The sequence below is a fragment of the Craterilacuibacter sp. genome (assembly GCF_051659485.1).
Taxonomy (GTDB): Bacteria; Pseudomonadota; Gammaproteobacteria; order Burkholderiales; family Chromobacteriaceae; genus Craterilacuibacter.
Genome location: NZ_JBOFOO010000343.1, coordinates 1 through 20,240, shown reverse-complemented (window position 1 = coordinate 20,240; position 20,240 = coordinate 1). Strand labels below are relative to the sequence as shown.

General features: G+C 56.8%; 25 protein-coding genes and 3 tRNA genes. 17 read left to right on the top strand and 11 right to left on the bottom strand.

All coding sequences use genetic code 11. The features are described 5' to 3' along the window. The 13 genes from ACRC1E_RS11770 to greB all read left to right on the top strand — a co-directional run. Positions 1 to 1,090 (top strand): sodium-dependent transporter (locus ACRC1E_RS11770; RefSeq protein ID WP_438515282.1); only part of this gene is annotated, 1,090 nt, incomplete at its 5' end. Positions 1,091 to 1,193: 103 nt separating this feature from the next. Beyond that, positions 1,194 to 2,195 (top strand): asparaginase, encoded by a 1,002-nt coding sequence (locus tag ACRC1E_RS11765; protein ID WP_438515281.1) that lies wholly within the window; start codon positions 1,194 to 1,196, stop codon positions 2,193 to 2,195. A 266-nt stretch (positions 2,196 to 2,461) separates the two neighbouring features. Continuing rightward, the gene (locus tag ACRC1E_RS11760) at positions 2,462 to 3,013 is read left to right on the top strand and encodes an AAA family ATPase (protein ID WP_438515280.1); all 552 of its coding nucleotides are present in this window, start codon (positions 2,462 to 2,464) and stop codon (positions 3,011 to 3,013) included. A 201-nt stretch (positions 3,014 to 3,214) separates the two neighbouring features. Then, positions 3,215 to 3,436 (top strand): RNA-binding S4 domain-containing protein, encoded by a 222-nt coding sequence (locus ACRC1E_RS11755; RefSeq protein ID WP_438515279.1) that lies wholly within the window; start codon positions 3,215 to 3,217, stop codon positions 3,434 to 3,436. Further along, on the top strand, positions 3,429 to 3,602 hold the full coding sequence (locus ACRC1E_RS11750; protein WP_438515278.1) for an oxidoreductase-like domain-containing protein: 174 nt from the start codon (positions 3,429 to 3,431) through the stop codon (positions 3,600 to 3,602). Before ACRC1E_RS11755 ends, ACRC1E_RS11750 begins: the two co-directional genes overlap by 8 nt. Continuing rightward, positions 3,602 to 4,444 (top strand): 3',5'-nucleoside bisphosphate phosphatase, encoded by an 843-nt coding sequence (locus ACRC1E_RS11745; protein ID WP_438515277.1) that lies wholly within the window; start codon positions 3,602 to 3,604, stop codon positions 4,442 to 4,444. The genes ACRC1E_RS11750 and ACRC1E_RS11745 overlap by 1 nt, the downstream gene beginning before the upstream one ends. Before the next feature lie 36 nt (positions 4,445 to 4,480). Next, on the top strand, positions 4,481 to 5,101 hold the full coding sequence (locus tag ACRC1E_RS11740; RefSeq protein ID WP_438515276.1) for an L-threonylcarbamoyladenylate synthase: 621 nt from the start codon (positions 4,481 to 4,483) through the stop codon (positions 5,099 to 5,101). A gap of 65 nt (positions 5,102 to 5,166) precedes the next feature. Then, positions 5,167 to 5,799: a site-2 protease family protein gene (locus tag ACRC1E_RS11735; protein WP_438515275.1), complete on the top strand. Its 633-nt coding sequence runs from the start codon at positions 5,167 to 5,169 to the stop codon at positions 5,797 to 5,799. A 22-nt stretch (positions 5,800 to 5,821) separates the two neighbouring features. Continuing rightward, entirely contained in the window at positions 5,822 to 7,021 is a 1,200-nt protein-coding gene (locus ACRC1E_RS11730; RefSeq protein ID WP_438515274.1) for a tryptophan--tRNA ligase, read from the top strand. Between the two features lie 69 nt (positions 7,022 to 7,090). After that, complete coding sequence (locus ACRC1E_RS11725; RefSeq protein ID WP_438515273.1) at positions 7,091 to 7,927, top strand: segregation and condensation protein A; 837 nt, start codon at positions 7,091 to 7,093, stop codon at positions 7,925 to 7,927. A 276-nt stretch (positions 7,928 to 8,203) separates the two neighbouring features. After that, positions 8,204 to 8,827 carry an SMC-Scp complex subunit ScpB gene (gene scpB / locus ACRC1E_RS11720; RefSeq protein ID WP_438515272.1) on the top strand — a complete coding sequence of 208 codons (624 nt, stop codon included), beginning with the start codon at positions 8,204 to 8,206 and terminating at the stop codon, positions 8,825 to 8,827. A gap of 8 nt (positions 8,828 to 8,835) precedes the next feature. Continuing rightward, entirely contained in the window at positions 8,836 to 10,260 is a 1,425-nt protein-coding gene (locus ACRC1E_RS11715; RefSeq protein WP_438515271.1) for a pseudouridine synthase, read from the top strand. A gap of 83 nt (positions 10,261 to 10,343) precedes the next feature. After that, positions 10,344 to 10,904 carry a transcription elongation factor GreB gene (greB, locus tag ACRC1E_RS11710; RefSeq protein ID WP_438515270.1) on the top strand — a complete coding sequence of 187 codons (561 nt, stop codon included), beginning with the start codon at positions 10,344 to 10,346 and terminating at the stop codon, positions 10,902 to 10,904. A gap of 7 nt (positions 10,905 to 10,911) precedes the next feature. Here the strand turns inward: greB and ACRC1E_RS11705 are convergent, their stop codons facing one another. Continuing rightward, on the bottom strand, positions 10,912 to 11,343 hold the full coding sequence (locus tag ACRC1E_RS11705; RefSeq protein WP_438515269.1) for a MarR family winged helix-turn-helix transcriptional regulator: 432 nt from the start codon (positions 11,341 to 11,343) through the stop codon (positions 10,912 to 10,914). A gap of 77 nt (positions 11,344 to 11,420) precedes the next feature. Here ACRC1E_RS11705 and ACRC1E_RS11700 point away from each other — a divergent pair, with 77 nt between their 5' ends. Further along, the gene (locus ACRC1E_RS11700) at positions 11,421 to 12,572 is read left to right on the top strand and encodes a PLP-dependent aminotransferase family protein (RefSeq protein WP_438515268.1); all 1,152 of its coding nucleotides are present in this window, start codon (positions 11,421 to 11,423) and stop codon (positions 12,570 to 12,572) included. A gap of 57 nt (positions 12,573 to 12,629) precedes the next feature. Here ACRC1E_RS11700 and ACRC1E_RS11695 read toward each other — a convergent pair whose 3' ends face one another. The 4 genes from ACRC1E_RS11695 to minC all read right to left on the bottom strand — a co-directional run bounded on the left by ACRC1E_RS11695 (position 12,630) and on the right by minC (position 15,475). Further along, a complete protein-coding gene (locus tag ACRC1E_RS11695) occupies positions 12,630 to 13,556 on the bottom strand; it encodes a LysR substrate-binding domain-containing protein (protein WP_438515267.1) in 927 nt (308 codons plus the stop codon). 106 nt (positions 13,557 to 13,662) lie between these two features. Further along, complete coding sequence (gene minE, locus ACRC1E_RS11690; protein ID WP_438515266.1) at positions 13,663 to 13,923, bottom strand: cell division topological specificity factor MinE; 261 nt, start codon at positions 13,921 to 13,923, stop codon at positions 13,663 to 13,665. A 3-nt stretch (positions 13,924 to 13,926) separates the two neighbouring features. Next, positions 13,927 to 14,739 carry a septum site-determining protein MinD gene (gene minD / locus ACRC1E_RS11685; protein WP_438515265.1) on the bottom strand — a complete coding sequence of 271 codons (813 nt, stop codon included), beginning with the start codon at positions 14,737 to 14,739 and terminating at the stop codon, positions 13,927 to 13,929. 31 nt (positions 14,740 to 14,770) lie between these two features. Next, positions 14,771 to 15,475: a septum site-determining protein MinC gene (gene minC, locus ACRC1E_RS11680; protein WP_438515264.1), complete on the bottom strand. Its 705-nt coding sequence runs from the start codon at positions 15,473 to 15,475 to the stop codon at positions 14,771 to 14,773. 99 nt (positions 15,476 to 15,574) lie between these two features. Here minC and ACRC1E_RS11675 point away from each other — a divergent pair, with 99 nt between their 5' ends. Together ACRC1E_RS11675 and ACRC1E_RS11670 are read left to right on the top strand one after the other, a co-directional pair. Beyond that, the gene (locus ACRC1E_RS11675) at positions 15,575 to 15,736 is read left to right on the top strand and encodes a hypothetical protein (protein ID WP_438515263.1); all 162 of its coding nucleotides are present in this window, start codon (positions 15,575 to 15,577) and stop codon (positions 15,734 to 15,736) included. Positions 15,737 to 15,772: 36 nt separating this feature from the next. Next, complete coding sequence (locus ACRC1E_RS11670; RefSeq protein WP_438515262.1) at positions 15,773 to 16,336, top strand: phasin family protein; 564 nt, start codon at positions 15,773 to 15,775, stop codon at positions 16,334 to 16,336. A 76-nt stretch (positions 16,337 to 16,412) separates the two neighbouring features. On the opposite strand, the gene ACRC1E_RS11665 is transcribed toward ACRC1E_RS11670, so the two are convergent. Together ACRC1E_RS11665 and ppa are read right to left on the bottom strand one after the other, a co-directional pair. Then, positions 16,413 to 17,060, bottom strand: coding sequence for a hypothetical protein (locus ACRC1E_RS11665; RefSeq protein WP_438515261.1), 648 nt, complete (start codon positions 17,058 to 17,060; stop codon positions 16,413 to 16,415). Between the two features lie 141 nt (positions 17,061 to 17,201). Then, positions 17,202 to 17,735, bottom strand: coding sequence for an inorganic diphosphatase (gene ppa, locus ACRC1E_RS11660; RefSeq protein ID WP_438515260.1), 534 nt, complete (start codon positions 17,733 to 17,735; stop codon positions 17,202 to 17,204). A gap of 144 nt (positions 17,736 to 17,879) precedes the next feature. On the opposite strand from ppa, the gene coq7 reads away from it, so the two are divergent. Further along, positions 17,880 to 18,500 carry a 2-polyprenyl-3-methyl-6-methoxy-1,4-benzoquinone monooxygenase gene (gene coq7 / locus ACRC1E_RS11655; RefSeq protein ID WP_438515259.1) on the top strand — a complete coding sequence of 207 codons (621 nt, stop codon included), beginning with the start codon at positions 17,880 to 17,882 and terminating at the stop codon, positions 18,498 to 18,500. 58 nt (positions 18,501 to 18,558) lie between these two features. On the opposite strand, the gene ACRC1E_RS11650 is transcribed toward coq7, so the two are convergent. From ACRC1E_RS11650 to ACRC1E_RS11635, 4 genes are all read right to left on the bottom strand, one after another. After that, the gene (locus ACRC1E_RS11650; RefSeq protein ID WP_438515258.1) at positions 18,559 to 19,851 is read right to left on the bottom strand and encodes an L-cysteine desulfidase family protein; all 1,293 of its coding nucleotides are present in this window, start codon (positions 19,849 to 19,851) and stop codon (positions 18,559 to 18,561) included. A gap of 135 nt (positions 19,852 to 19,986) precedes the next feature. After that, positions 19,987 to 20,061, bottom strand: a tRNA-Glu gene (locus tag ACRC1E_RS11645). A gap of 4 nt (positions 20,062 to 20,065) precedes the next feature. After that, positions 20,066 to 20,142 (bottom strand) — tRNA-Arg (locus ACRC1E_RS11640). A 29-nt stretch (positions 20,143 to 20,171) separates the two neighbouring features. Beyond that, a tRNA-Glu gene (locus ACRC1E_RS11635) sits at positions 20,172 to 20,240 on the bottom strand.

Here is a 20,240-nt window from a genome sequence, read left to right as displayed (position 1 = left end):
CGGGAAGCACTGGGCACTGGTCGGCTATATGGGTGTGCTGGTGGGGTTTTTGATCCTGTCGTTCTATAGCGTGGTGGGTGGCTGGACGATAGCCTATATCGCCAAGTCGATAGGTGGCGAGATCATCAGTAGCGATGCCAAAGTGCTGGGCACTATTTTCGGCAATTTTATTTCCAGTCCGACCGAGCCCCTGTTTTATCACGCAGCCTTTATGGCGCTGACGGTCGGCGTCGTGCTGGGCGGCGTACAAAAGGGCATTGAAAATCTGTCCAAATTCCTGATGCCGGCACTCTTCGTGATGATGCTGGTACTGATCGTACGTGGCCTGTTTTTGCCGGGTGCACTCGATGGCGTGGCTTACTTCCTCACTCCAGATTTTTCCAAGGTTGGCGCCAAGACGGTCATCGATGCGCTGGGGCTGGCTTTCTTCTCGCTGTCGCTGGGCATGGGCGCGATGATTACCTATGGCTCTTACGTGGAAAAAGACACCTCTATTCCGGGGTCAGCAGTATGGGTCGTATTGCTGACGACGGCGGTGTGCCTGCTGGCTGGCCTGATGGTACTGCCCGCCGTGTTTGCTTTCGGCTTTGATCCCTCTGCCGGGCCGGGCCTGACCTTTATTACCATGCCGGCGGTGTTTGCCAAAATGGTGGGCGGGCAGTTGTTCGCGGTTGTGTTCTTTGTGCTGTTGCTGGTTGCCGCGCTGACTTCTGCCGTTTCGCTGATGGAAGTCGTAACCAGCTTCATGATTGATGAATTCCATATGAAGCGGGTACCGGCTGCAATCATGATGGCCAGCCTGATGTTTGCGCTCGGCGTACCTGCTTCGCTGTCATTGGGGGTGTGGAGTGAATACACCCTGTTTGGCAAGGGCGTATTCGATCTGCTGGACTACGCCACATCCAATGTCTTGATGCCTTTGAATGGGGTGTTATTGTCTTTGCTGGTGGGCTGGAAAATATGGCCTCAAATTGAGGCGCAACTGGCGGCCAATACCCCAAGTAGTGCCTTGTGGTTGCCTGCCATGAAGATGACCTGCCGCTATATCGCGCCGGCACTGGTTGGTTTTGTGCTGATTAACGGTCTGTAAGGCAGCTAAAGCCAAGTATTTGGCGTTCAAAGACAGAGGCGTTCCTGTAATGGGAGCGCCTTTTTGTTTAATATCGGGCCAGTTAATTTGCGAGGGAAGCGGGATGGGTCAACGTATTCTTGTACTGTATAGCGGCGGCACTATTGGCATGGGGCACACGCCGCAAGGATTGGCGCCAGTGGCCGGCCTGTTGCCGGGTCTGCTTGTGCGTTTTCAAAGCGAAGTGCTGGATTTCGATCTGATCGAGTATCCGCAGTTGATAGACTCGTCGGCGATTGCGCTGTCGGACTGGAACCGGCTGATCTCCGATATCGCCAAGCATTACCATGCTTACGACGGTTTCGTGATTATCCATGGCACCGATACCATGGCCTACACCGCCAGCGTGCTGGCATTTGCCTTGCAGAACCTCGCCAAGCCGGTGGTGATCACCGGTTCGCAATTGCCACTGGTGCATCCTCGTAGCGATGGCTGGAGTAATCTGGCCGATGCGTTCGAGGCCGCCTGTCAAAGCGATTTGCATGAAGTCGTGCTCGCTTTCGATCGGGTATTGTTGCGCGGTTGTCGTGCCCGCAAAGTAGATGCCGCCAGTTTCTCCGGTTTTGCCAGTCCTAATGCACCAACGCTGGCCCGCTTCGGTATCACTATTGATTGGCAGCGCAGTGTGTGGCGTAAAGGCGCAGGCGTGTTTGCTGCGCAGCAACTGGACGAGCAGGTGAAAATACTGCCGTTGCTGTTGATGCCGGGTGCGGCGGCCGCCAGTTTTGGTAGCTTGCTGCAAGGTGAGCATCACGGTGCGCTACTGATGAGTTACGGTAATGGTAATGCACCGGCAGAGCGTGTCTTGCTTGAAGGCGTCGCCTCGGCCAGTCGCCGGAATCTACCGGTCTTGAATCTGACCCAAGTCATGAAAGGCGCGGTGGCTGTAGGGGCTTATGCTGCCAGTCAGCCTTTGGCGCAGGCGGGGGCTTTACCCGGTTTTGACATGACGCCGGAGGCAGCACTGGCCAAGTTGACGGTGCTGGCATCGATGAGCTTGGCCCCGGAAGCGCGTCAGGCCCGCTTGCTGTGCGATTGGGCCGGCGAGATGTCGATACCCGCTTAAAAAACAGGCGCTGCTGGTTTTGGTTTTTAATTCAGAGCCTTAGCATGCTTGCGCACAGTGTGTGCACAGGATTTTTCTATCGGGTGGTGAGTATCTTTCCGTGTTGCCTGTTTTTTGTGCAGCAGGCGGTTAAGCCTGATATGGCGGGCTTTCGCGGCGATTGTCCACAGCCCTTGCACAGGGCTGTCCCCCGTTATGGTGAGAAACTGCCCGGCCTGGTGTTCTGAGTCGTATAATCTCTCCCCTTTGCCGGGCAGAAAACCTTGATGTTGCAAGCACTGCGTGTTGCCGTTGTCGGACCGGAGTCTAGTGGTAAGACCACGCTGGTGCAGGCGCTGGGCATTAGATTGCAGCAAGCCGGTGTTAAGGTGGCTTGTGTCGACGAGTTTGCCCGTACCTATTATGCCCACCGGCCCTATCTGCCGACTTTGTCCGATATCGACGCGATTGCGCTAGGTCAGTGCGCTTTGGAGGACGAGGCGGCGGCAGATGCAGACATCGTGCTGTGCGATACTAATGCGCTGACTTGCCGTATCTGGGCTGAAGTGGCTTTTGGTGCGGCTAGCGAGACGGTATTGCGTTTGTGCCAAGATTATCATTATGGCCTGATCCTGCTCGCGCATCCGGATATCCCGTGGCAGGCGGATCCTTTGCGTAGCCACCCTGAAGAGCGTGACTATTTGTTTGCTCTTTATCGCGAGGCGCTGCTGCCGCAAGGCGGGGGGGTGGCCGAGGTCTGCGGCCCGCACGAGCAAAGGCTGCAGCAGTCATGGGCTGCGCTGGCGAGGCAAGGCGCTGTAGTACTGACTAAAATTTAGGCTACGGTGTTTTTTTGAATAAAATCAGCGGCTTGGTCTGCTTGTCCACATGCCGTTCACAGCGCTGTCCCGCCTGAGTGTGGGCAAACTGCTGCTGGCCTGCCTAAAAAACGGCGGGCATGGATATACAAATAAATTCAACGGCTTGTGTGGATTGTTAACAGGGTCTGCACAGGGCTGTCCAAGATTGGGTGTGAAGAAATGAACGAAACGTTTGAGCTGCGCAACGAGTACATTGCGCTGTGTGACCTGCTAAAAACTTGTGGTATTGCCGAGTCTGGCGGGATGGGCAAGCAGATGGTGGCCGAGGGTGTGGTTTGCGTCGATGGTGAAGTCGAGCTGCGCAAGACTTGCAAGATCCGCCCGGGACAAGTGGTGACTGGCGAGGGCTTCAGTATTCGTGTCGTTGCTACGCATGGCTGATGTCGCTGACGACTTCGACCCGCGGCCGGAAGCCCCCATCGCGCCGAGTGATGACATGTGCTGCGGTAGCGGTTGCGAGCCCTGTGTCTGGGATACTTACCGGCATGAACTGGCCGGCTACCGTGTATGTCTGGCAGCCTGGCAATCCCGACAGGAGTTTGAATAATGGCCAGTGTGGATCTGCATTTTCATTCCAATATTTCCGATGGCGCTTTGAGTCCGGCTGATGTAGTGACGCGTGCAGCCGGACGCGGCGCGACCCTGCTGGCACTCACCGATCACGACTGCACGCGGGGCTTTGCCGAGGCCGCCGCTACCGCACATGAACTGGGTCTCACCCTGATAGGCGGGGTCGAAATATCGGTTAGCTGGGGCAAGCACACCATTCATATCGTCGGGCTCGGCATCGAGCCGGGCCATACGGTGCTGGAAACCGGCTTGCAGTCTATTCGCGAGGGGCGTATCGAGCGTGCGCATGCCATGGCGCAGGCCTTGGAAAAAGCCGGCATTGGCGGGACGTTTGATGGCGCGATGGCCTTGGCAGCCAATCCCGAGATGATAGGGCGCGCGCATTTTGCCCGCTATATGGTCAATGCCGGTTATATAAAAGATATGAGGACGGTGTTCCGCAAGTTTCTGGCAGCCGGCAAAACCGGCTATGTACCGCACCAATGGGCGAGCCTTGCCGATGCGGTGCACTGGATACGGGCGGCAGGCGGCGTGGCTGTCATTGCCCACCCGGGGCGCTATGGCTTTGGTACGACACTGACCGAAAGGTTGATACTCGACTTCAAGGACGCCGGTGGCGAAGCCATAGAAGTCGCCAGCGGCAGCCATAGTCTTGACGATATGCACAAGTACACCCTGCTGGCCGAGCGCTTTGCTTTGCTGGCCAGCGCCGGCAGCGATTTTCATGCGCCGGGCGAGGGCGGACGTGATGTGGGGTTGACGGCAGAACTGCCGCCTTTATGCCGGCCGGTATGGCGTGAAAAAGGCTGGGGCAGCTAAGGCGAGACCCAGCAAGGACAAGCGAAGGAAGCAGCAATGGCACAGTTTTTCACTATCCATCCGGACAACCCACAGGCGCGCTTGATCCGTGAGGCAGCCAAGATCGTAGCGGGTGGCGGAGTGATCGTTTATCCGACCGACTCCTGCTATGCGCTGGGGTGTGCGCTCGGTAACAAGCGTGCGATGGAGCGGATTCTGGAGATCCGCCAGATTGATCTCAAGCATCACCTGACGCTGGTGTGCGCCGACTTGTCGGCCTTGGCCAATTATGCGCGTGTCGACAATAGCCAGTACCGCCTGTTGAAAAGTGCGACGCCAGGCAGTTACACTTTTATTTTGCAGGCCACCAAGGAAGTCCCGCGGCGTACCTTGCACCCCAAGCGTTCAACCATAGGTTTGCGCGTGCCGGATCATCAAGTGGCGCTGGCGCTGCTGGAGGAGCTGCAAGAGCCCATTCTGTCGTGTACGCTGATGTTGCCGGGCGATGAAGAGCCGCTGGTTGATCCTTACGAAATCCGCGAGCGTCTGGAGAATATGGTTGATCTGGTGATCGATGGTGGCTGGTGCGGTACCGAAGCGACTACGGTCGTCGATATGACCGATGGCGTCTCCCTCGTCCGTCAGGGAAAGGGTGATGTCGCTTTGTTTGGCTTGTGAGGCAAAAATACAAAAATTAAGGTCGCCCTCTTGCGGCCATGACATGATTTAAAAAGGGGGTACTCTTGGACGATATCATCCAGAAAATTGCTATTTACGCCTTGCCGGTAATTTTGGCTATCACCCTGCACGAGGCGGCACATGCTTATGTGGCCAAGCGTTTCGGGGATGGCACCGCTTTTATGATGGGGCGCATGACCCTCAATCCGCTCAAGCATATCGATCCTGTCGGTACGGTATTGTTGCCTTTGGTCGGTCTGATTGCCGGCGGTTTCATTTTTGGCTGGGCCAAGCCGGTGCCGGTTAATTTCGGCAATCTGAAACCGATACGCAGCGGCATGCGCTGGGTGGCGGCAGCGGGGCCTTTGTCCAATCTGGCCATGGCGATCGGCTGGGTGCTGCTGTTCAAACTGGCGACCACGACCGACAGCATGTATAGCGAGCCCCTGATGCTGATGAGTCAGGCTGGCATTAATATCAACGTGGTGCTGATGGTACTCAACCTGATGCCGCTACTGCCTCTGGACGGTGGACGTATTGTCGAGAGCTTTTTGCCGCCGGGCATGGCTTACAAATATTCGCGTATCGAGCCTTACGGTATCTGGATTCTGCTGGGGCTGGTGTTTACCGGCTTGCTGTCGCCCATCCTCAGGCCATTCATGAATATCGTGTATGATCTTCTCAATCTGATTTTGTAATTTTATTTTTCCAGGATTGTTCATGTTCGCAGATCGCGTTTTGTCCGGTATGCGCCCAACCGGAAGGCTACACCTAGGGCATTATCACGGCGTTATCAAGAATTGGGTTCAGCTGCAAAGCGAGCACGAATGTCTGTTTATGGTGGCTGACTGGCATGCACTGACCACCAATTACGACGACGTGGGCGTGATCGAAGAGAGCCTGTGGGATATGGTGATCGACTGGCTGGCAGCCGGCGTCGACCCGGCGCAAGCCACCATCTTTATCCAGTCCAAGGTGCCCGAGCACGCAGAACTGCATCTGGCGCTATCTATGATCTGTCCGCTGGGCTGGCTGGAGCGGGTGCCTACTTATAAGGACCAGATCGAAAAGCTGAGCCACAAGGATCTGGCGACCTATGGTTTTCTGGGTTACCCCTTGTTGCAGGCCGCCGATATTCTGGTTTACAAGGCCAATCAGGTCCCGGTCGGTGAAGACCAGGTGCCACATGTCGAACTGACGCGCGAAATGGCACGCCGCTTCAACCATCTGTATGGTCGTGAGCCGGGCTTTGAAGACAAGGCGATTGCCGCCATCAAAAAGCTGGGGAGCAAAAAAGGCAAACTGTACGAGCAGATGCGTGTCCGTTACCAGCAGGATGGTGACGACGAAGCGCTGGATGCGGCCCGCGCCCTGTTGGCCGACACCCAGAACCTGTCTATCGGTGATCGCGAGCGTCTGTTTGCCTTCCTGGAAAACAAGGGCCGGGTGATTCTGCCTGAGCCCGCCGCTTTGCTGACTGCCGCCAGCCGCATGCCGGGCCTGGATGGCAGTAAAATGTCCAAGTCTTACGGCAACACCATTGCGTTACGTGAGGCGCCGGAATCGGTTTCCAAGAAAGTGCGCGCGATGCCGACCGACCCCGCACGCGTACGCCGCACCGATCCGGGTGACCCGGCCAAGTGCCCGGTGTGGCAGTTGCATCAGGTCTATTCGGACGAGACTACACGCGAATGGGTGGTCAAGGGTTGTACCAGTGCCGGCATTGGCTGCCTGGATTGCAAGCAGCCGGTCATCGAGGGCGTGCTCAAGGAACAGCAACCGATGTTCGAGCGTGCGCAGAAGTATCTGGATGACCCGACACTGGTGAAGGCCATCGTTGCCGATGGTTGCGAGCGTGCGCGCAAGATCGCGAACGACACCATGAAGGATGTGCGTGAAGCCATGGGTTTGGGATATTAAGTTGCCGGATCTTGTTTTGCCATCAACCCCGCGTATGGTCGCGGGGTTTTTCATTGCAGCTTGCCGACCATGACCGATATCCATTTAGCGCCTCCTGCCGGCGAATTGCCTGCCTTGGCGCCGCTCGCCCATATTTTCGGCCGGCCGGTGCTGGAGCTGCCGCAGGACCTGTTTATCCCGCCGGATGCGCTTAAGGTCATTCTCGAGAGCTTTGAAGGGCCGTTGGACTTGTTGCTGTATCTGATCCGCAGGCAGAACCTGAACATACTCGATATCCCGATGGCGCCGATTACTGCGCAGTACATGCGCTATATCGAGGCGATGCGGGTCGAGCGGCTAGAGCTGGCTGCCGAGTATCTGCTGATGGCCGCCTTGCTGATCGAGATCAAATCGCGGCTATTGCTGCCTCGTCCGCAGATGGATGAGGCTGGTGAAGTGGCTGATCCGCGTGCCGAGCTGGCACGCCGGCTGCTGGAATATGAGCAGATGAAGCTGGCCGGGCTGGCTTTGGACAAATTGCCGCAAGCCGAACGTGACTTTGCCTGGCTGGCGGTGCTGATTGAGCAAGGTGCCGAACAACGCCTGCCCGAGGTCGGTCCGCTGGATTTGCGTCAGGCCTGGCTGTCGATTTTGTCTCGAGCCAAAAACCAGCGCAGTCACCAAGTTGAGCAGGACGAATTGTCGGTGCGCGAGCAGATGAGCTGGATCGTGCGCTATCTGGATGGGCGTGATTATGTCGCATTTGAAGAGCTGTTCGACCCTGATAAGGGCGTTGCGCATCTGGTGGTCAACTTTATCGCGCTACTGGAGCTGGTCAAGGAGGGGATGGTCAAGGTCAGTCAGGATGCAGCCTATGCGCCCATCTATGTGCGCTTGGCCGTGTTGTCCATTATCAGCGATACCTGAGGCGGATGCGTATTCCTGCTGTGCGGATCAGGCTTAACCCGATGCAGGTTGACTCTGAATTGTAGAGATTAAGCAGCGGGCGCTGGTTTTCATCCAGCGTCAGCCAGTTGGCGATTTTTGCTGGCAGGCTGTTTTGTGATCGGGCGATTTGTTGCTCCGGATGTTGTTAGCAATCGGTGCCGGAGGAAAAGGGGCTACATTGTGCGACGCAGGGTAAAAAATCGTGTAAAATCCGCGCCTTCCTGTGATTTTCTCTAGAAATTCGATCTGGTTTCAATGCCTCTTTTTACCGACCTCAAGTATCTGAAAACCGTTCTTGAAACGGCGCTGCTGACTGCGCAGGAGCCGCTATCGGCTTCCATGCTCAAGCGGCTATTTACCGAGGATGTCAAGGTCGCATTGATCAACGGAATTTTGGAGGAAATACAGCAGGATTGGCGTGGACGCGGGGTGGAGTTGATTAAGCTTTCCTCGGGCTGGCGCTTTCGGGCGCGTGCCGAATTTACGCCTTATCTTTCCCGCTTGAACCCGGAAAAACCGCCACGTTATTCGCGTGCGGTGATGGAAACGCTGGCGATTATTGCCTACAAACAACCGGTGACCCGTGGCGATGTTGAAGCCATCCGCGGTGTGACGGTGTCGACCAGCGTGGTGCAGACCCTGCTTGAACGGGGCTGGATAGAAGTCATCGGGCACAAGGATGTGCCCGGACGGCCCGGTCTATATGCAACGACCCGCAAGTTTCTCGATGATCTCGGCTTTCATTCGCTGCGTGATTTGCCGCCTTTGGCGGATTTGGGAAATCTGGTGGTGCCGGATGCCGGGCCGGTTAACGCTTCTGGCGACACGCCAGATAGCGAAGTCCCCCTCGCTGATGAGGCGGAAAAACTAGTTGATTAGGAAATAGCATGTCTAAAGGACAAAGCAATCAAGCGCGCCAGCCGGTGTCGCAAGCTAAAGGCCGCGAAACCTCGCAGCCACGCACCGGCGGCAGCTTTATCAAGCCGCGCAATGCACAAGACAACAAGCCGGCATCGCCACGCACAGAAGGCCATGGCCAGCGCGACCGCAATGCCGGCGACAGCAAGCCGTTTGCCCGTCGCGACGGTGCCGACCAGCCGCGTGGCAATTATGGCGACAAGAAGCCGTTTGTACGCCGCGATGGCGATGCGCCGCGTGAAGGCGGTTACGGCCAGCGCGACCGCAATGCCGGCGACAGCAAGCCGTTTGCCCGTCGTGAAGGTTCCGATCAGGGGCGTGGCCGCAGCGAGCAGGCACGTGGCAATTATGGCGACAAGAAGCCATTCGTACGCCGTGATGGCGATGCGCCGCGCGAAGGCGGTTACGGTCAGCGCGACCGCAATGCCGGCGACAGCAAGCCGTTTGCCCGTCGTGAAGCGGTAGATCAGGGCCGCAGCAGTTCTGCTTTTGCTGATAAAAAGCCGTTTGTGCGCAGTGAAGGCCCCAAAGTGCCTCGCGCCAAGAAGCTGGCCTTGCGTGCTCCGGCTCAGGCGATTGTCGAGAAGTCGCAGCGCCTGCGTGAAACCCGCGTAGATCTGGACAAGATTGAACCGGTGCGCCTGCAGAAGGCTTTGGCGGCTTCGGGTGCCGGTTCGCGCCGTGAAGTCGAGGAAATGATCGCGGCCGGCCTGATTCTGGTCAACAACAAGGTTGCTGCATTGGGCGACCGTGTTGGGCCGCAGGATCGTGTGGTGGTCAAGGGCAATCAGGTCAAGCTCAAGTGGGCCGATCGCCTGCCGCGCATCATCATGTATCACAAGCAGGAAGGGGAGATCGTGACGCGCGATGATCCGGAAGGCCGTGTGACCGTGTTTGACCGTCTGCCGCAAGCCAAATCCAGCCGTTGGGTTGCCATTGGCCGTCTGGACGTGAATACGTCCGGTCTGTTGCTGGTGACGACCAGTGGTGAACTGGCCAACCGCATGATGCATCCTAGCTTCGAAGTCGAGCGCGAGTACTCGGTACGCGTACTGGGCGAGCTGACCCCGGAAATCATGAAGGCGATGACAGAGGATGTCGAACTGGAAGACGGTACGGCCCGCTTCGAGCGTGTGTATCAGCTGGGTGGGCGTGAAGATGGTGCCAACCATTGGGTCAACGTGGTGATCAAGGAAGGCCGTAACCGCGAAGTGCGCCGCATGTTCGAGCACTTCAAGCTGACGGTTAGCCGTTTGATCCGTATCCGCTTCGGCTCCATCGGTTTGCCGGGCCGCTTGAAGCGCGGTCAGTTCTATGAGCTGAACGAAGCGGAAGTCGCCGGCGTGATGAAGTGGTCGGGTCTGACTTCGACCGGCTTGCAAAAACACCGTTAAGCATTGCCGACTATCTAGTCATATTGTCGATAACCGCCCGTGCATGTAGTGTGCCGGGCGGTTTTTTGCAAAAGGAGCAAGCGATGAACAAGGCATTTGTGCGTGAAGACGAGGATGACGATCTCGAGGAGGGCTTGCCGGCTGAAAGCCGTTTGCCGTCTAGCGGCAAGAACTACATTACACCGGCGGGTTGGCGCCGCCTAAAGGACGAATTGTCGCAACTGGTCCATCGTGAGCGGCCGGAAATGGTGCAGGTCGTCAACTGGGCAGCCTCGAATGGTGACCGCTCGGAAAATGGCGACTACATCTATGGCAAGCGCCGCTTGCGCGAGATTGACCGGCGTATTCGGTTTCTGACCAAAAGGCTGGAAGTGGCCGAAGTCGTTGATCCGGTATTGCGCGAAGCCTGTGATCAGGTATTTTTTTCGGCTACGGTCGATATTGTGCGCGGCAATGGTATTTTGCAGACATTGAGTATTGTCGGCGTGGACGAGATCAATCCGGAGCGTGGTCATATCAGCTGGATTGCACCGATTGCGCGGGTCTTGCTCAAGGCGAGGGAAGGGGATGTGGTGCTCTTGCGCGGGCCGGATGGGCAGGAAGAAATCGAGATCAGTGCCGTACGCTACCAGTCTATTGATTGACGTGTGCTTAGCGTGCGGCCAAAGCCTGATTGAGTGCCAGCCAGTGTGCGCTGGCGGTGGGGCCTAGCTGTTCAAATGCCTGCGTCAGCAGGCGTTGCTGTTCCTGATACAAGGCCTGTTCCAGTGCCTGTCCGGCAGGACTCAGCCGCAAGGTTTTGACCCTGCGGTCGTGGTTGGCGGTGGTGGCTGCGATCAGCTCATCGGCAATCAGGCGGCGCAGCGGCAGATTGATGGCCTGTTTGCTGACGCCTAGCGCCTGCAGCAGTTCTCCCACATTCAGGCCGGGCTGCAGGGCGACAAAAAAAAGAATGCGGTGATGTACCCGCGCCAAGCCGCGTTCGGCCAGCATCTGGTCAGGCTTGGCAGTAAAAGCCTGATAGGCATGGAAAAAGGCTGCCATGGTGTGGCGGATTTCTTTGTTGCTGTAGTTATAAGGCATATTGACAGCAGCCTAGGTGCTCGGTAAATTGGTCAAATATATTGACATTAATCTCCGACACTATGCAAGAGGCTGCCATGTTTTCTCAACGTATCGAACGCTTGTCCGGCTCGCTGATCCGCGAAATACTGGCGGCCGCGCAACGCCCCGAAGTGATTTCCTTTGCCGGCGGCCTGCCGGCATCGCAGTGCCTGCCCGAGCTTGATTTTAGCGATATGCCGCAATCGCTGGCACAGTACGGCACCACCGAGGGCGAGCCCGAGCTGCGGGAAACGATCGCGCGCGAAGCGCAGAAAATGGGGATAGTGTGCAGCGCCGATCAGGTCCTTATTTTGTCCGGCTCGCAGCAGGCACTGGATCTGGCTGCCAAGCTGTTTGTTGATCCGGGTACACCCTTGGTGACTGAAGGGCCGACTTATCTGGCTGCCTTGCAGGTTTTCAAGCTGTTCGGTGCCAGCGTGCATGCCGTTCCCCAACAGCAGGGCTCGCTGGATCCGGCGGATCTGGCGCAGGCCTTAGCCGAATTCAAGCCGCGCATGACGTATCTGATTCCAAGCTTCCAGAATCCGTCCGGTGCCTGTTACGACCAAGCCACCCGCGTGGCTCTGGCCGAGGTGATCGATCAGGCCGGCATCCCCCTGTTCGAGGATGACCCCTACCGTGCGCTGTCGTACGATGGGGAAGCGCCTGCACCCTTGGTTTCGCATTTGAAGCAGGCTTCATGGATTTATGCCGGCTCTTTCTCCAAGACTCTGGCACCGGGCTTGCGTGAAGGTTATCTGATTGCCACGCCCGACCTGTATCCTTACCTCGTCAAGCTCAAGCAGGCTGCCGACCTGCACACTAACCGTATCGGCCAGTGGTTTGCCGCGCGTGCATTGAATGATGCGGCTTATCCTGCCCATATTGCGCGCTTGCGTGCGACTTACCGTGAAGGGCGCGATGTGATGCAGGCTTCACTGGAAAGGCATTTTTCCGATCTTGCCGACTGGCAGTTACCGTCTGGTGGTTTGTTCTTCTGGCTGACGCTGAAAGAAAAGCGCGATACCCGTAGCCTGCTGAAGCTGGCGCTGGAACATAATGTGGCGTTTATGCCGGGAGAGCCGTTTTACCCTGTACCCGAAGAGGGGCTTGGTCATTTGCGCTTGAATTTCAGCCATACGCCGGCGGCGCGCATCGATGAAGGGATCGCCCGTCTGGCAGGCTTGATCCGTAGTAGTCAGGCTTGAACGGGGGCTGACGAGTAGACATGCCCCGCGTGCGGGGCATTTTGCGTGGGGCAGTTCTCAGGGCGCTTCCAGCATGCTGACGTTTTCAAGGCCGCAGCGGAACACCGCTTGTTGGAGTGCATTGAGTGCCTGTTTGCGGAAGAACTGCTTGCGAGCCACTAACAGCACGCGGCGTGTGGGTGGCGGCGCCGCAAACGGAATCACCGATAGCAGGCCTTCATCGGCAGCGGATACCGAGGTAGCCGGCAAAACAGTGATGCCCATGCCGCTGGCGACCATATGGCGTATGGTATTGAGCGAGCTGCCCTGCAAGGAGCTGGCCAGCCCGCCGGCCTGATTCTGGCGTACGGAAAGTTCGCTGCAGCTTTGCAATACCTGATCACGAAAGCAGTTGCCGGCGGATAGCAGCAGTACGCTTTCATGTGAGAGCTCGTCTGCATTGATGCTGTCCCGCTTTTCCCAGGGGTGGCCCTTGGGGGTGGCGACAACGAAGTCCTCATCGTACAGCGGCCACATTTGTGTGCCGGGCTCGTCAAAGGGGTCCGCGACAATAATGGCATCAATCTCGCCGCGTTTGAGCATATCGGTCAGGCGCGCAGTGTAGTTTTCTTCCAGAATCAGCGGCATATCGGGAGCCAGAATGCGTAGCGCCGGAATGAGCTTGGGCAGCAGGTAAGGGCTGATGGTGAAGATCACGCCCAGCTTCAATGGCCCTGCAAGCTCATTCTGGTGCTCGCCCGCAAGGTGCTTGAGTGTTTCTGCCTCTTCCAGCACCCGCCTTGCCTGTTCTACGACGCGCTCACCTATTTCCGTGACGCTGACCTCCTGCCCCCCGCGCTCGAACAGGGTGACTGAAAGCTCGTCTTCCAGCTTCTTGATGGCGATGGAGAGGGTGGGTTGGCTGACAAAGCAGCTTTGGGCTGCCCGGCCGAAGTGGCGCTCGCGTGCCACGGCAACGATATAGCGAAGTTCAGTCAGCGTCATACGTAAAGGTCAATTACGCCTAAGGCGTTGCCTGTCGGTTATTTATCAGCGGCAGGCAGGTGAAGAACCCCATACGCATCGCGTATGGGGGAGATAGGTCTGGTGATCAGCGGTTTTTTTCCGGCAATACGATATTGACTTCCAGTACCTCGAAGTTGTCCTGTCGTTCCAGTTGTACCTTGATGTCTTCCTGGTTAACGGACACATACTTCGAAATCACCTCCATCAGCTCGCGCTGCAGGGCGGGCAGATAGTCAGGTGCACCATCGCGGCCGCCACGCTCGTGCGCCAGAATAATCTGCAGGCGCTCACGGGCAATGGAGGCGGTCTTGTTGCGTTTGCCAAAAATAATATCAATCAGTGACATCGCTCAACCTCCGAACAGACGCTTGAGCAGGCCAATTTTAGGTGGCTCGATAAAGCGCATCGGGCAGGTTTCGCCCAAAAAGCGTGACACCACATCGGTGTAGGCTTCAGCGGCATCGCTTCCCTTCATGTGGATGGCGGGCGTGCCGGAGTTGGAAGCCTGCAACACGGTCTGAGACTCGGGAATGGCGCCGATCAGTGGGACGCGCAGGATTTCCTTGACGTCATCTACCGACAGCATCTCGCCTTTTTCTACGCGAGCCGGCGAATAGCGGGTAATCAGCAGATGTTCCTTGACCGGCTCACGGCCTTCTACCGCACGCTTGGACTTGGACGACAGAATGCCCAAAATGCGGTCCGAGTCGCGTACTGACGAGACTTCCGGGTTGGTGACGATAATGGCTTCATCGGCAAAATACAGTGCCATCAACGCCCCGCGTTCGATGCCGGCAGGGGAGTCGCATACGATATATTCAAAACCCTGCTCAGCCAGCTCGTTGAGTACGCGCTCGACACCCTCTTCCGACAAGGCATCCTTGTCGCGGGTTTGCGATGCGGGCAGCACATACAGGTTGTCGCAGTTCTTGTCCTTGATCAGGGCCTGATTGAGGTTGGCTTCGTCGTTGACCACATTGATCAGGTCGTAGACGACGCGGCGTTCGCAGCCCATGATCAGGTCAAGATTGCGCAGGCCGACGTCAAAGTCGATTACGACTGTTTTATGGCCGCGCAGGGCAAGGCCGGAAGCGAAGCTGGCGCTGGTCGTCGTCTTGCCGACGCCGCCTTTGCCTGAGGTTACAACAATAATCTTTGCCACGTCTGTTCCCTTGGTAATGATGGTCGGCCGGTCATTCGCCTATGGCTGTAATGACAAGGCGTTCGTTTTCCAGATAAACCTGTGTCGGCTTGCCCTGAATGGAAGCGGGCAGGGCCTGTTCCAGTGTGCGGTACACGCCGGCAATGGAAAGCAATTCGGCTTCCATGGCGTGTGCAAAAATGCGTGCCTGCGTATTGCCGCGGGCGCCGGCTAGTGCGCGCCCACGTAATGGCGCATAGATATGTATATGGCCATCGGCGATGACTTCGGCACCGGCGCTGACCATAGCCAGCACGATGAGGTCACCGTCTTTGGCGTAGATCTGTTGCCCTGCGCGCACGGGCTTATCAATCACCATTGCCTGACGGAAGGCAGGGGGCTCTGGCAGGATGGTTTCCGCTGCCTGTAGCGTGTTGCGGTTTTGCGTGCCTGCTGCGGCATAGGCCAGGTGATGCCGGTGTGCCAGATCTGCCAGTGCCGGATCCGGATGGCGCAGGGCAACAATATGGATGCCGCGGCGGGCGCAGTTGGCCAGAACCGCAGCAAGGTCAAGTGCAGCCGGCTCTGCCAGTAGTTCCAGATCCAGTACGAATGCTTCTTGCCTGTCGGAAAAGCGCAAGCCAAAACGGTGATCCAGCTCGGATTCTATTTGGGAAAGATCAGCGCTGCGCAGCTGCAGAGCCAGTAAGTCCAGACTGGCTGACTTTATTTCTAAGGGATGGACCGTTTGGCTCATTGTCGTGTGCTGATTCTGCATAGTTTTAATCAATTGCCAGAGTGTAATTCTTTGCTAGCAGTCTTTCAACGCACATGTACTTGTAACATGCCGTTTTGTTTGTTTGTTGTTGCTCAGGTGGTGGGTGTGGTGGAAATACATCTTCAAATGGCGGTATTTGTTGCGCGCCGCAGCAATTTATTGACTAGAGCAAATGCCCTGCCTAATATTGCATTGTTGCAACGCAACATCAGTTTGGCGCTGGTCTTTTCTTGGTGCTGACGTGATCCGAATTTTTGTGATTTGAGGAGTGAGTCCATGTTTACCAGTGCACAAGATTTTGCAGCTTTTAACCAGACCAATCTTGATAAGGTTGTACGTCTGTCTTCTATCGTCCTGTCGGGTGCCGAGCGTATGGCTAGCCTGCAGTTGGAGTTGTCACGCAAATTGCTGGCCGACAATGCCCAGGCGGTCAAGTCCTTGTCTGAGCTAAAGGATCCTAAGGCTCTGGCCGAATTCCAGTCCAGCCAAGCACAGCCTGCTATCGATCAAAGCCTGAGTGTGGCACGCAATCTGTACGATGCAGCCGTACAAACCCAGAATGAGCTGACTGCTTTTTTTGAAGATCAGGTGGCCGAGTCTAATCAGGTTGTTTTGGTCTCGCTGGATAAGTTGACCAAGAATGCACCAGCCGGCACGGATGTGGCGGTGAATGCGCTCAAGACCATGATTAGTACTTCGAGTGCCGCTTTTGATAATGTGTCCAAAACTGCCAAAAAAATGGGCTCGGACTTCGCCGAGGCGAGTGTAGAGGCTGCGGCCAGTACCGCTAAAGCGACGAGTGCTGCGGCCGAACGCAAAAAGCCGGTTGTTGCAGGCTAATTCTATTGCGCGGTATGGCTGGCGAATTAAACAAAACGGTCCTAAACGGGCCGTTTTTTCATTGCTGCCGGATGATTTAGCCCTGAATGGGGGTTTCGGTATTGATGCAGTGTTCGGTTAGTAGCAGTAACCATTGTGCTAATGCCAGTGCAAAATGTGCTTGTTTTGTATCCGGGAATGCAGCGTAGCCTGCTTCGCTTGCCGAAGGTGTGGCATAGGTGCCTACATAGCGTCTGGCGAGTTGCTGCAGTCGGATGAGTAACTGTTGCTGATGTTGCAGCAGAGCGGGCCAGTGCGGCGGATAGACTTTTTCCGTCAGGTTTAAATGCAGGCTGTAGCCGATTGCATCCATATATTGGCGCACAAAGGTTGCGCTACCGGCGGGGCCGCTTGTCAGCCAGATACCGTCTGCCGGAGCCAGGGTATTCAGTATGGGGTTTGCGGTGGTGATGGCTAGGTCGCTGCCGCCGGCGTAAAGTATGAAGCCCAGACTTTGCCCGGCAGGATGCCAGTGTCCGGCCAGATCAAGATAAGTATCCGGCTGGTGCTGGCTGTATTGCTTGGCCTGTTGTGGCGTCGGGCCGGCCAGATCCAGTGTTAGCGAGTCGAAAACTAGGCGTGGCCCTGCCGCTGGCGCGGCTTGTTGCCGGCTTACCTTATGTCCTGCCTGTTGCAGTCGCCCGATGATGGCTTCAGCTACTGCGCCATGCGCCACAATATCCACGGTTCCTGCCTTGTCTGAAGCGATGGCTTGATTTTTTGATAGGTGCCGATGCTGCCCTGACAGAACTATCCGGCATCTGCCTGTTGTATGGTGCATGAAAAAAGCCGGCGTGGCCGGCTTTTTATTTGCTTACAACGCAATTCAGCCTTGCTGCTGGTGGCGTGCGATACCGTCGACCAGTTCGGCTTTGGCTTCTTCCATTGTGCCCCAGCCCTGAACCTTGACCCACTTGCCTTTTTCCAGATCTTTGTAATGCTCGAAAAAGTGCACCATCTGGTTGCGCAAGAGTTCGGGCAGGTCTTCCAGTTTCTGGATGTTGCTGTACATAGGGCACAGCTTTTCCACCGGAACCGCGACCAGTTTGGCATCGATGCCGGCTTCGTCTTCCATCTTGATCATACCCAGTGTGCGGCAGCGTACGACCACGCCAGGTGGCAGCGGGAACGGGGTGACAACCAGTACGTCAACCGGATCTCCATCCAGCGATAGTGTCTGCGGCACAAAGCCGTAGTTGGCCGGGTAGAACATGGCGGTGCCCATGAAGCGATCAACGAAGATCGCGCCGGAATCTTTGTCCAGTTCGTACTTGATCGGGGCGCCATTGGCGGAAATTTCAATGACGACATTGATGTCGTTCGGCATGTCCTTGCCGGCGGAAATTGCATTCAGGTTCATCGACTCGGGTCCTTATTGGATATATTGCCAGTTGGCGGTCATGGTGCATGGGTTTTAACTGTCTGGCGATTATATCGCAGGCGTCCGCGTTGTGTGGCGCGAAGGTATAATGATGTTCATTGGGTATGAAAAAAAGGCTTCATCATGATTGATAAATGGATTATCGAGTTTGATAAAGGCTTGCGCACCTTGCTGGCACCGGCGCTGAGTAGCCGCCCGCATCCTGACAAGGGTTTGGAGGAGGGTGAGCTGACCGATGCACAAAAGCAGCATGCACTAGGTCTGATGCGGGTGAATCATTGTGGTGAGGTGTGCGCGCAGGCGCTGTATCAGGGGCAGGCATTGACGGCGCGTGACCCGGTGGCGCGTGAGGCATTGAAAGAAGCGGCACATGAAGAGGTCGAGCATCTGGCGTGGACCGAGCAGCGTATTCGCGAGCTGGGTGGGCGCACCAGTGTGCTGAATCCACTGTGGTATGGCGGATCGCTAGCGATCGGTGTTGCCGCCGGCTTGCTGGGAGATCGCTGGAATCTGGGGTTTTTGGAAGAAACGGAACATCAGGTGGGAGCGCATCTGGATAGCCACCTGCAAAGCCTGCCCGAGGCGGATGCCAAGAGTCGTGCCATTGTGACGCAGATGCGTGATGATGAGCTTAAGCATGCCGATATGGCGCATGCCTTGGGCGCGGCACGTTTGCCGCTGCCGCTGCGTCAGGGGATGAAACTCTCGTCCAAACTGATGACGGCAGCGAGTTACCGCGTCTGATTCTGTCTGGATTCGCTGCGTAATAAACAAAGGCGCTCCTCTTGGGGCGCCTTTGTTTTTAGCGGGCTTTTTGCACCATGATTTCGATAACCTGACGGTCTGTTTCCCGCATGCTGCGGCTGGCAAGGGCGCACAGATTGTCGATGGACTCATCAACATCATGCGCCACGATGCCTTCGTTGCCGGTGACGCGGCTATCGTCCAGAGCCATGAGTACCGACTTGTAGGCTGATGAGGCCGAGGTCGAGACTTTCATGGCGCAACTATTGGATGCGCCATCACAAATCATGCCGGCCAAATCCCCCACCATGCTGCAAATGGCCATACCGACCGACTCTTCTTTGCCGTCCAGCAGCCAGGCCATGCCGGCGGCGGCTCCCATGGAGGCCGTAGTAACGGCGCACAGCGCGGACAAGGCCGGTAGTTTGCTGTGTATATAGATGGCAGTCAGGTGTGACAGTATCAGGGCGCGTGTCAGCTTTTCATCGCTGGCGTTGAGGTGGCGAGCCACCACCAGGACCGGTAAGGTGGCGGCAATGCCCTGATTGCCTGAGCCTGAGTTGCTCATGGCCGGCAAGGTGGCGCCCCCCATGCGTGCGTCCGAAGCTGCGGTGGTGCGGATGAGGATTTCTGTCAGCAGGCCTTGCGATAGCAAGCCTTGCTTGATCTGGCGTTGCAGTGTGGCGCCGATATGCAGGCCGTACTGGCCGGTCATGCCTTCGTCGGCAAGCGCGCTATTCAGGCGCGCAGCTTCCAGAATGAACGTAATCTCGCCAAGCGGTACACGGTTAGCGAATTCGTAGACCTCGTGCATGCGGGCACCGGTGAGCGAGTAGTGTCCGCCTTGTGTGCGGTCTTGTACCGGGGCTTGCCACAGGGTGGCGCCATTTTTTTCAATCAGTACCACGTTGGTATGAGCATCGGCGATGCAAACGCGGACATGCTCGCCATGGGCACTGAGCGTGGCTTCGCTGTACAGGATATTGGGTACGTCGGCGATGCTGACGCTGACCTGTTTGGCGTCCAGCATGGCTTTGCCGGCGGCGACCTGCTCCGGTGTCATGTTTTTCAGAACTTGCAGTCCACCTTGCGGGTCACCGCCGGTGGCACCGACAGCTGCCGCGATCGCCAGTCCCACCATGCCGGTGCCGGGGACGGTGACACCCATGCCATTTTTCATCAGATTGGCTGAAACTTTGGCATCGATATGCTCGGGCAGGCTGCCTAGCTGTTCGCGTGCGATGGCGCAGGCCAGTGCCAGTGAAATCGGTTCGGTGCATCCCAGTGCCGGGATAACCTCATGTTTGACGGCTTTGATGAACTCGATCCAGAGCGGGTTGGGTGTGGTCATGGCGGGTGTCCTTCGCGTGAAGGTGGCAGGGTAGGGTGCCCGGCATTGGCGGTGCAGTGCCGGGACGCTGCTGGTGGTACTTGGGTGAAAAGCAAAAAGGCCGCAACCTGTTGGTCGCGACCTTTTGCAAAATTTTGGCGTCTCCACGGGGAATCGAACCCCGGCCGCCGCCGTGAAAGGGCAGTGTTCTAACCGCTAAACTATGGAGACTTTGTGGTGCACCTGGAGCGATTCGAACGCCCGACCCTTTGGTTCGTAGCCAAATACTCTATCCAACTGAGCTACAGGTGCACTGGTATAACATAAAACTAGCAAGTAACTGGCGTCTCCACGGGGAATCGAACCCCGGCCGCCGCCGTGAAAGGGCAGTGTTCTAACCGCTAAACTAT

Bases quoted from the DNA above. Each gene is read 5' to 3' on its own strand.
- ACRC1E_RS11670 (WP_438515262.1), top strand. From the start codon at position 15,773: ATGTTTACCAGTGCACAAGATTTTGCAGCTTTTAACCAGACCAATCTT.
- ACRC1E_RS11730 (WP_438515274.1), top strand. From the start codon at position 5,822: ATGTTCGCAGATCGCGTTTTGTCCGGTATGCGCCCAACCGGAAGGCTA.
- ACRC1E_RS11755 (WP_438515279.1), top strand. From the start codon at position 3,215: ATGAACGAAACGTTTGAGCTGCGCAACGAGTACATTGCGCTGTGTGAC.
- coq7 (WP_438515259.1), top strand. From the start codon at position 17,880: ATGATTGATAAATGGATTATCGAGTTTGATAAAGGCTTGCGCACCTTG.
- ACRC1E_RS11745 (WP_438515277.1), top strand. From the start codon at position 3,602: ATGGCCAGTGTGGATCTGCATTTTCATTCCAATATTTCCGATGGCGCT.
- ACRC1E_RS11705 (WP_438515269.1), bottom strand. From the start codon at position 11,343: ATGCCTTATAACTACAGCAACAAAGAAATCCGCCACACCATGGCAGCC.
- ACRC1E_RS11760 (WP_438515280.1), top strand. From the start codon at position 2,462: ATGTTGCAAGCACTGCGTGTTGCCGTTGTCGGACCGGAGTCTAGTGGT.
- ACRC1E_RS11715 (WP_438515271.1), top strand. From the start codon at position 8,836: ATGTCTAAAGGACAAAGCAATCAAGCGCGCCAGCCGGTGTCGCAAGCT.
- ACRC1E_RS11740 (WP_438515276.1), top strand. From the start codon at position 4,481: ATGGCACAGTTTTTCACTATCCATCCGGACAACCCACAGGCGCGCTTG.
- greB (WP_438515270.1), top strand. From the start codon at position 10,344: ATGAACAAGGCATTTGTGCGTGAAGACGAGGATGACGATCTCGAGGAG.
- ppa (WP_438515260.1), bottom strand. From the start codon at position 17,735: ATGAACCTGAATGCAATTTCCGCCGGCAAGGACATGCCGAACGACATC.
- minE (WP_438515266.1), bottom strand. From the start codon at position 13,923: ATGTCACTGATTGATATTATTTTTGGCAAACGCAACAAGACCGCCTCC.
- ACRC1E_RS11695 (WP_438515267.1), bottom strand. From the start codon at position 13,556: ATGACGCTGACTGAACTTCGCTATATCGTTGCCGTGGCACGCGAGCGC.
- ACRC1E_RS11765 (WP_438515281.1), top strand. From the start codon at position 1,194: ATGGGTCAACGTATTCTTGTACTGTATAGCGGCGGCACTATTGGCATG.
- minC (WP_438515264.1), bottom strand. From the start codon at position 15,475: ATGAGCCAAACGGTCCATCCCTTAGAAATAAAGTCAGCCAGTCTGGAC.
- scpB (WP_438515272.1), top strand. From the start codon at position 8,204: ATGCCTCTTTTTACCGACCTCAAGTATCTGAAAACCGTTCTTGAAACG.
- ACRC1E_RS11650 (WP_438515258.1), bottom strand. From the start codon at position 19,851: ATGACCACACCCAACCCGCTCTGGATCGAGTTCATCAAAGCCGTCAAA.
- ACRC1E_RS11750 (WP_438515278.1), top strand. From the start codon at position 3,429: ATGGCTGATGTCGCTGACGACTTCGACCCGCGGCCGGAAGCCCCCATC.
- ACRC1E_RS11725 (WP_438515273.1), top strand. From the start codon at position 7,091: ATGACCGATATCCATTTAGCGCCTCCTGCCGGCGAATTGCCTGCCTTG.
- ACRC1E_RS11700 (WP_438515268.1), top strand. From the start codon at position 11,421: ATGTTTTCTCAACGTATCGAACGCTTGTCCGGCTCGCTGATCCGCGAA.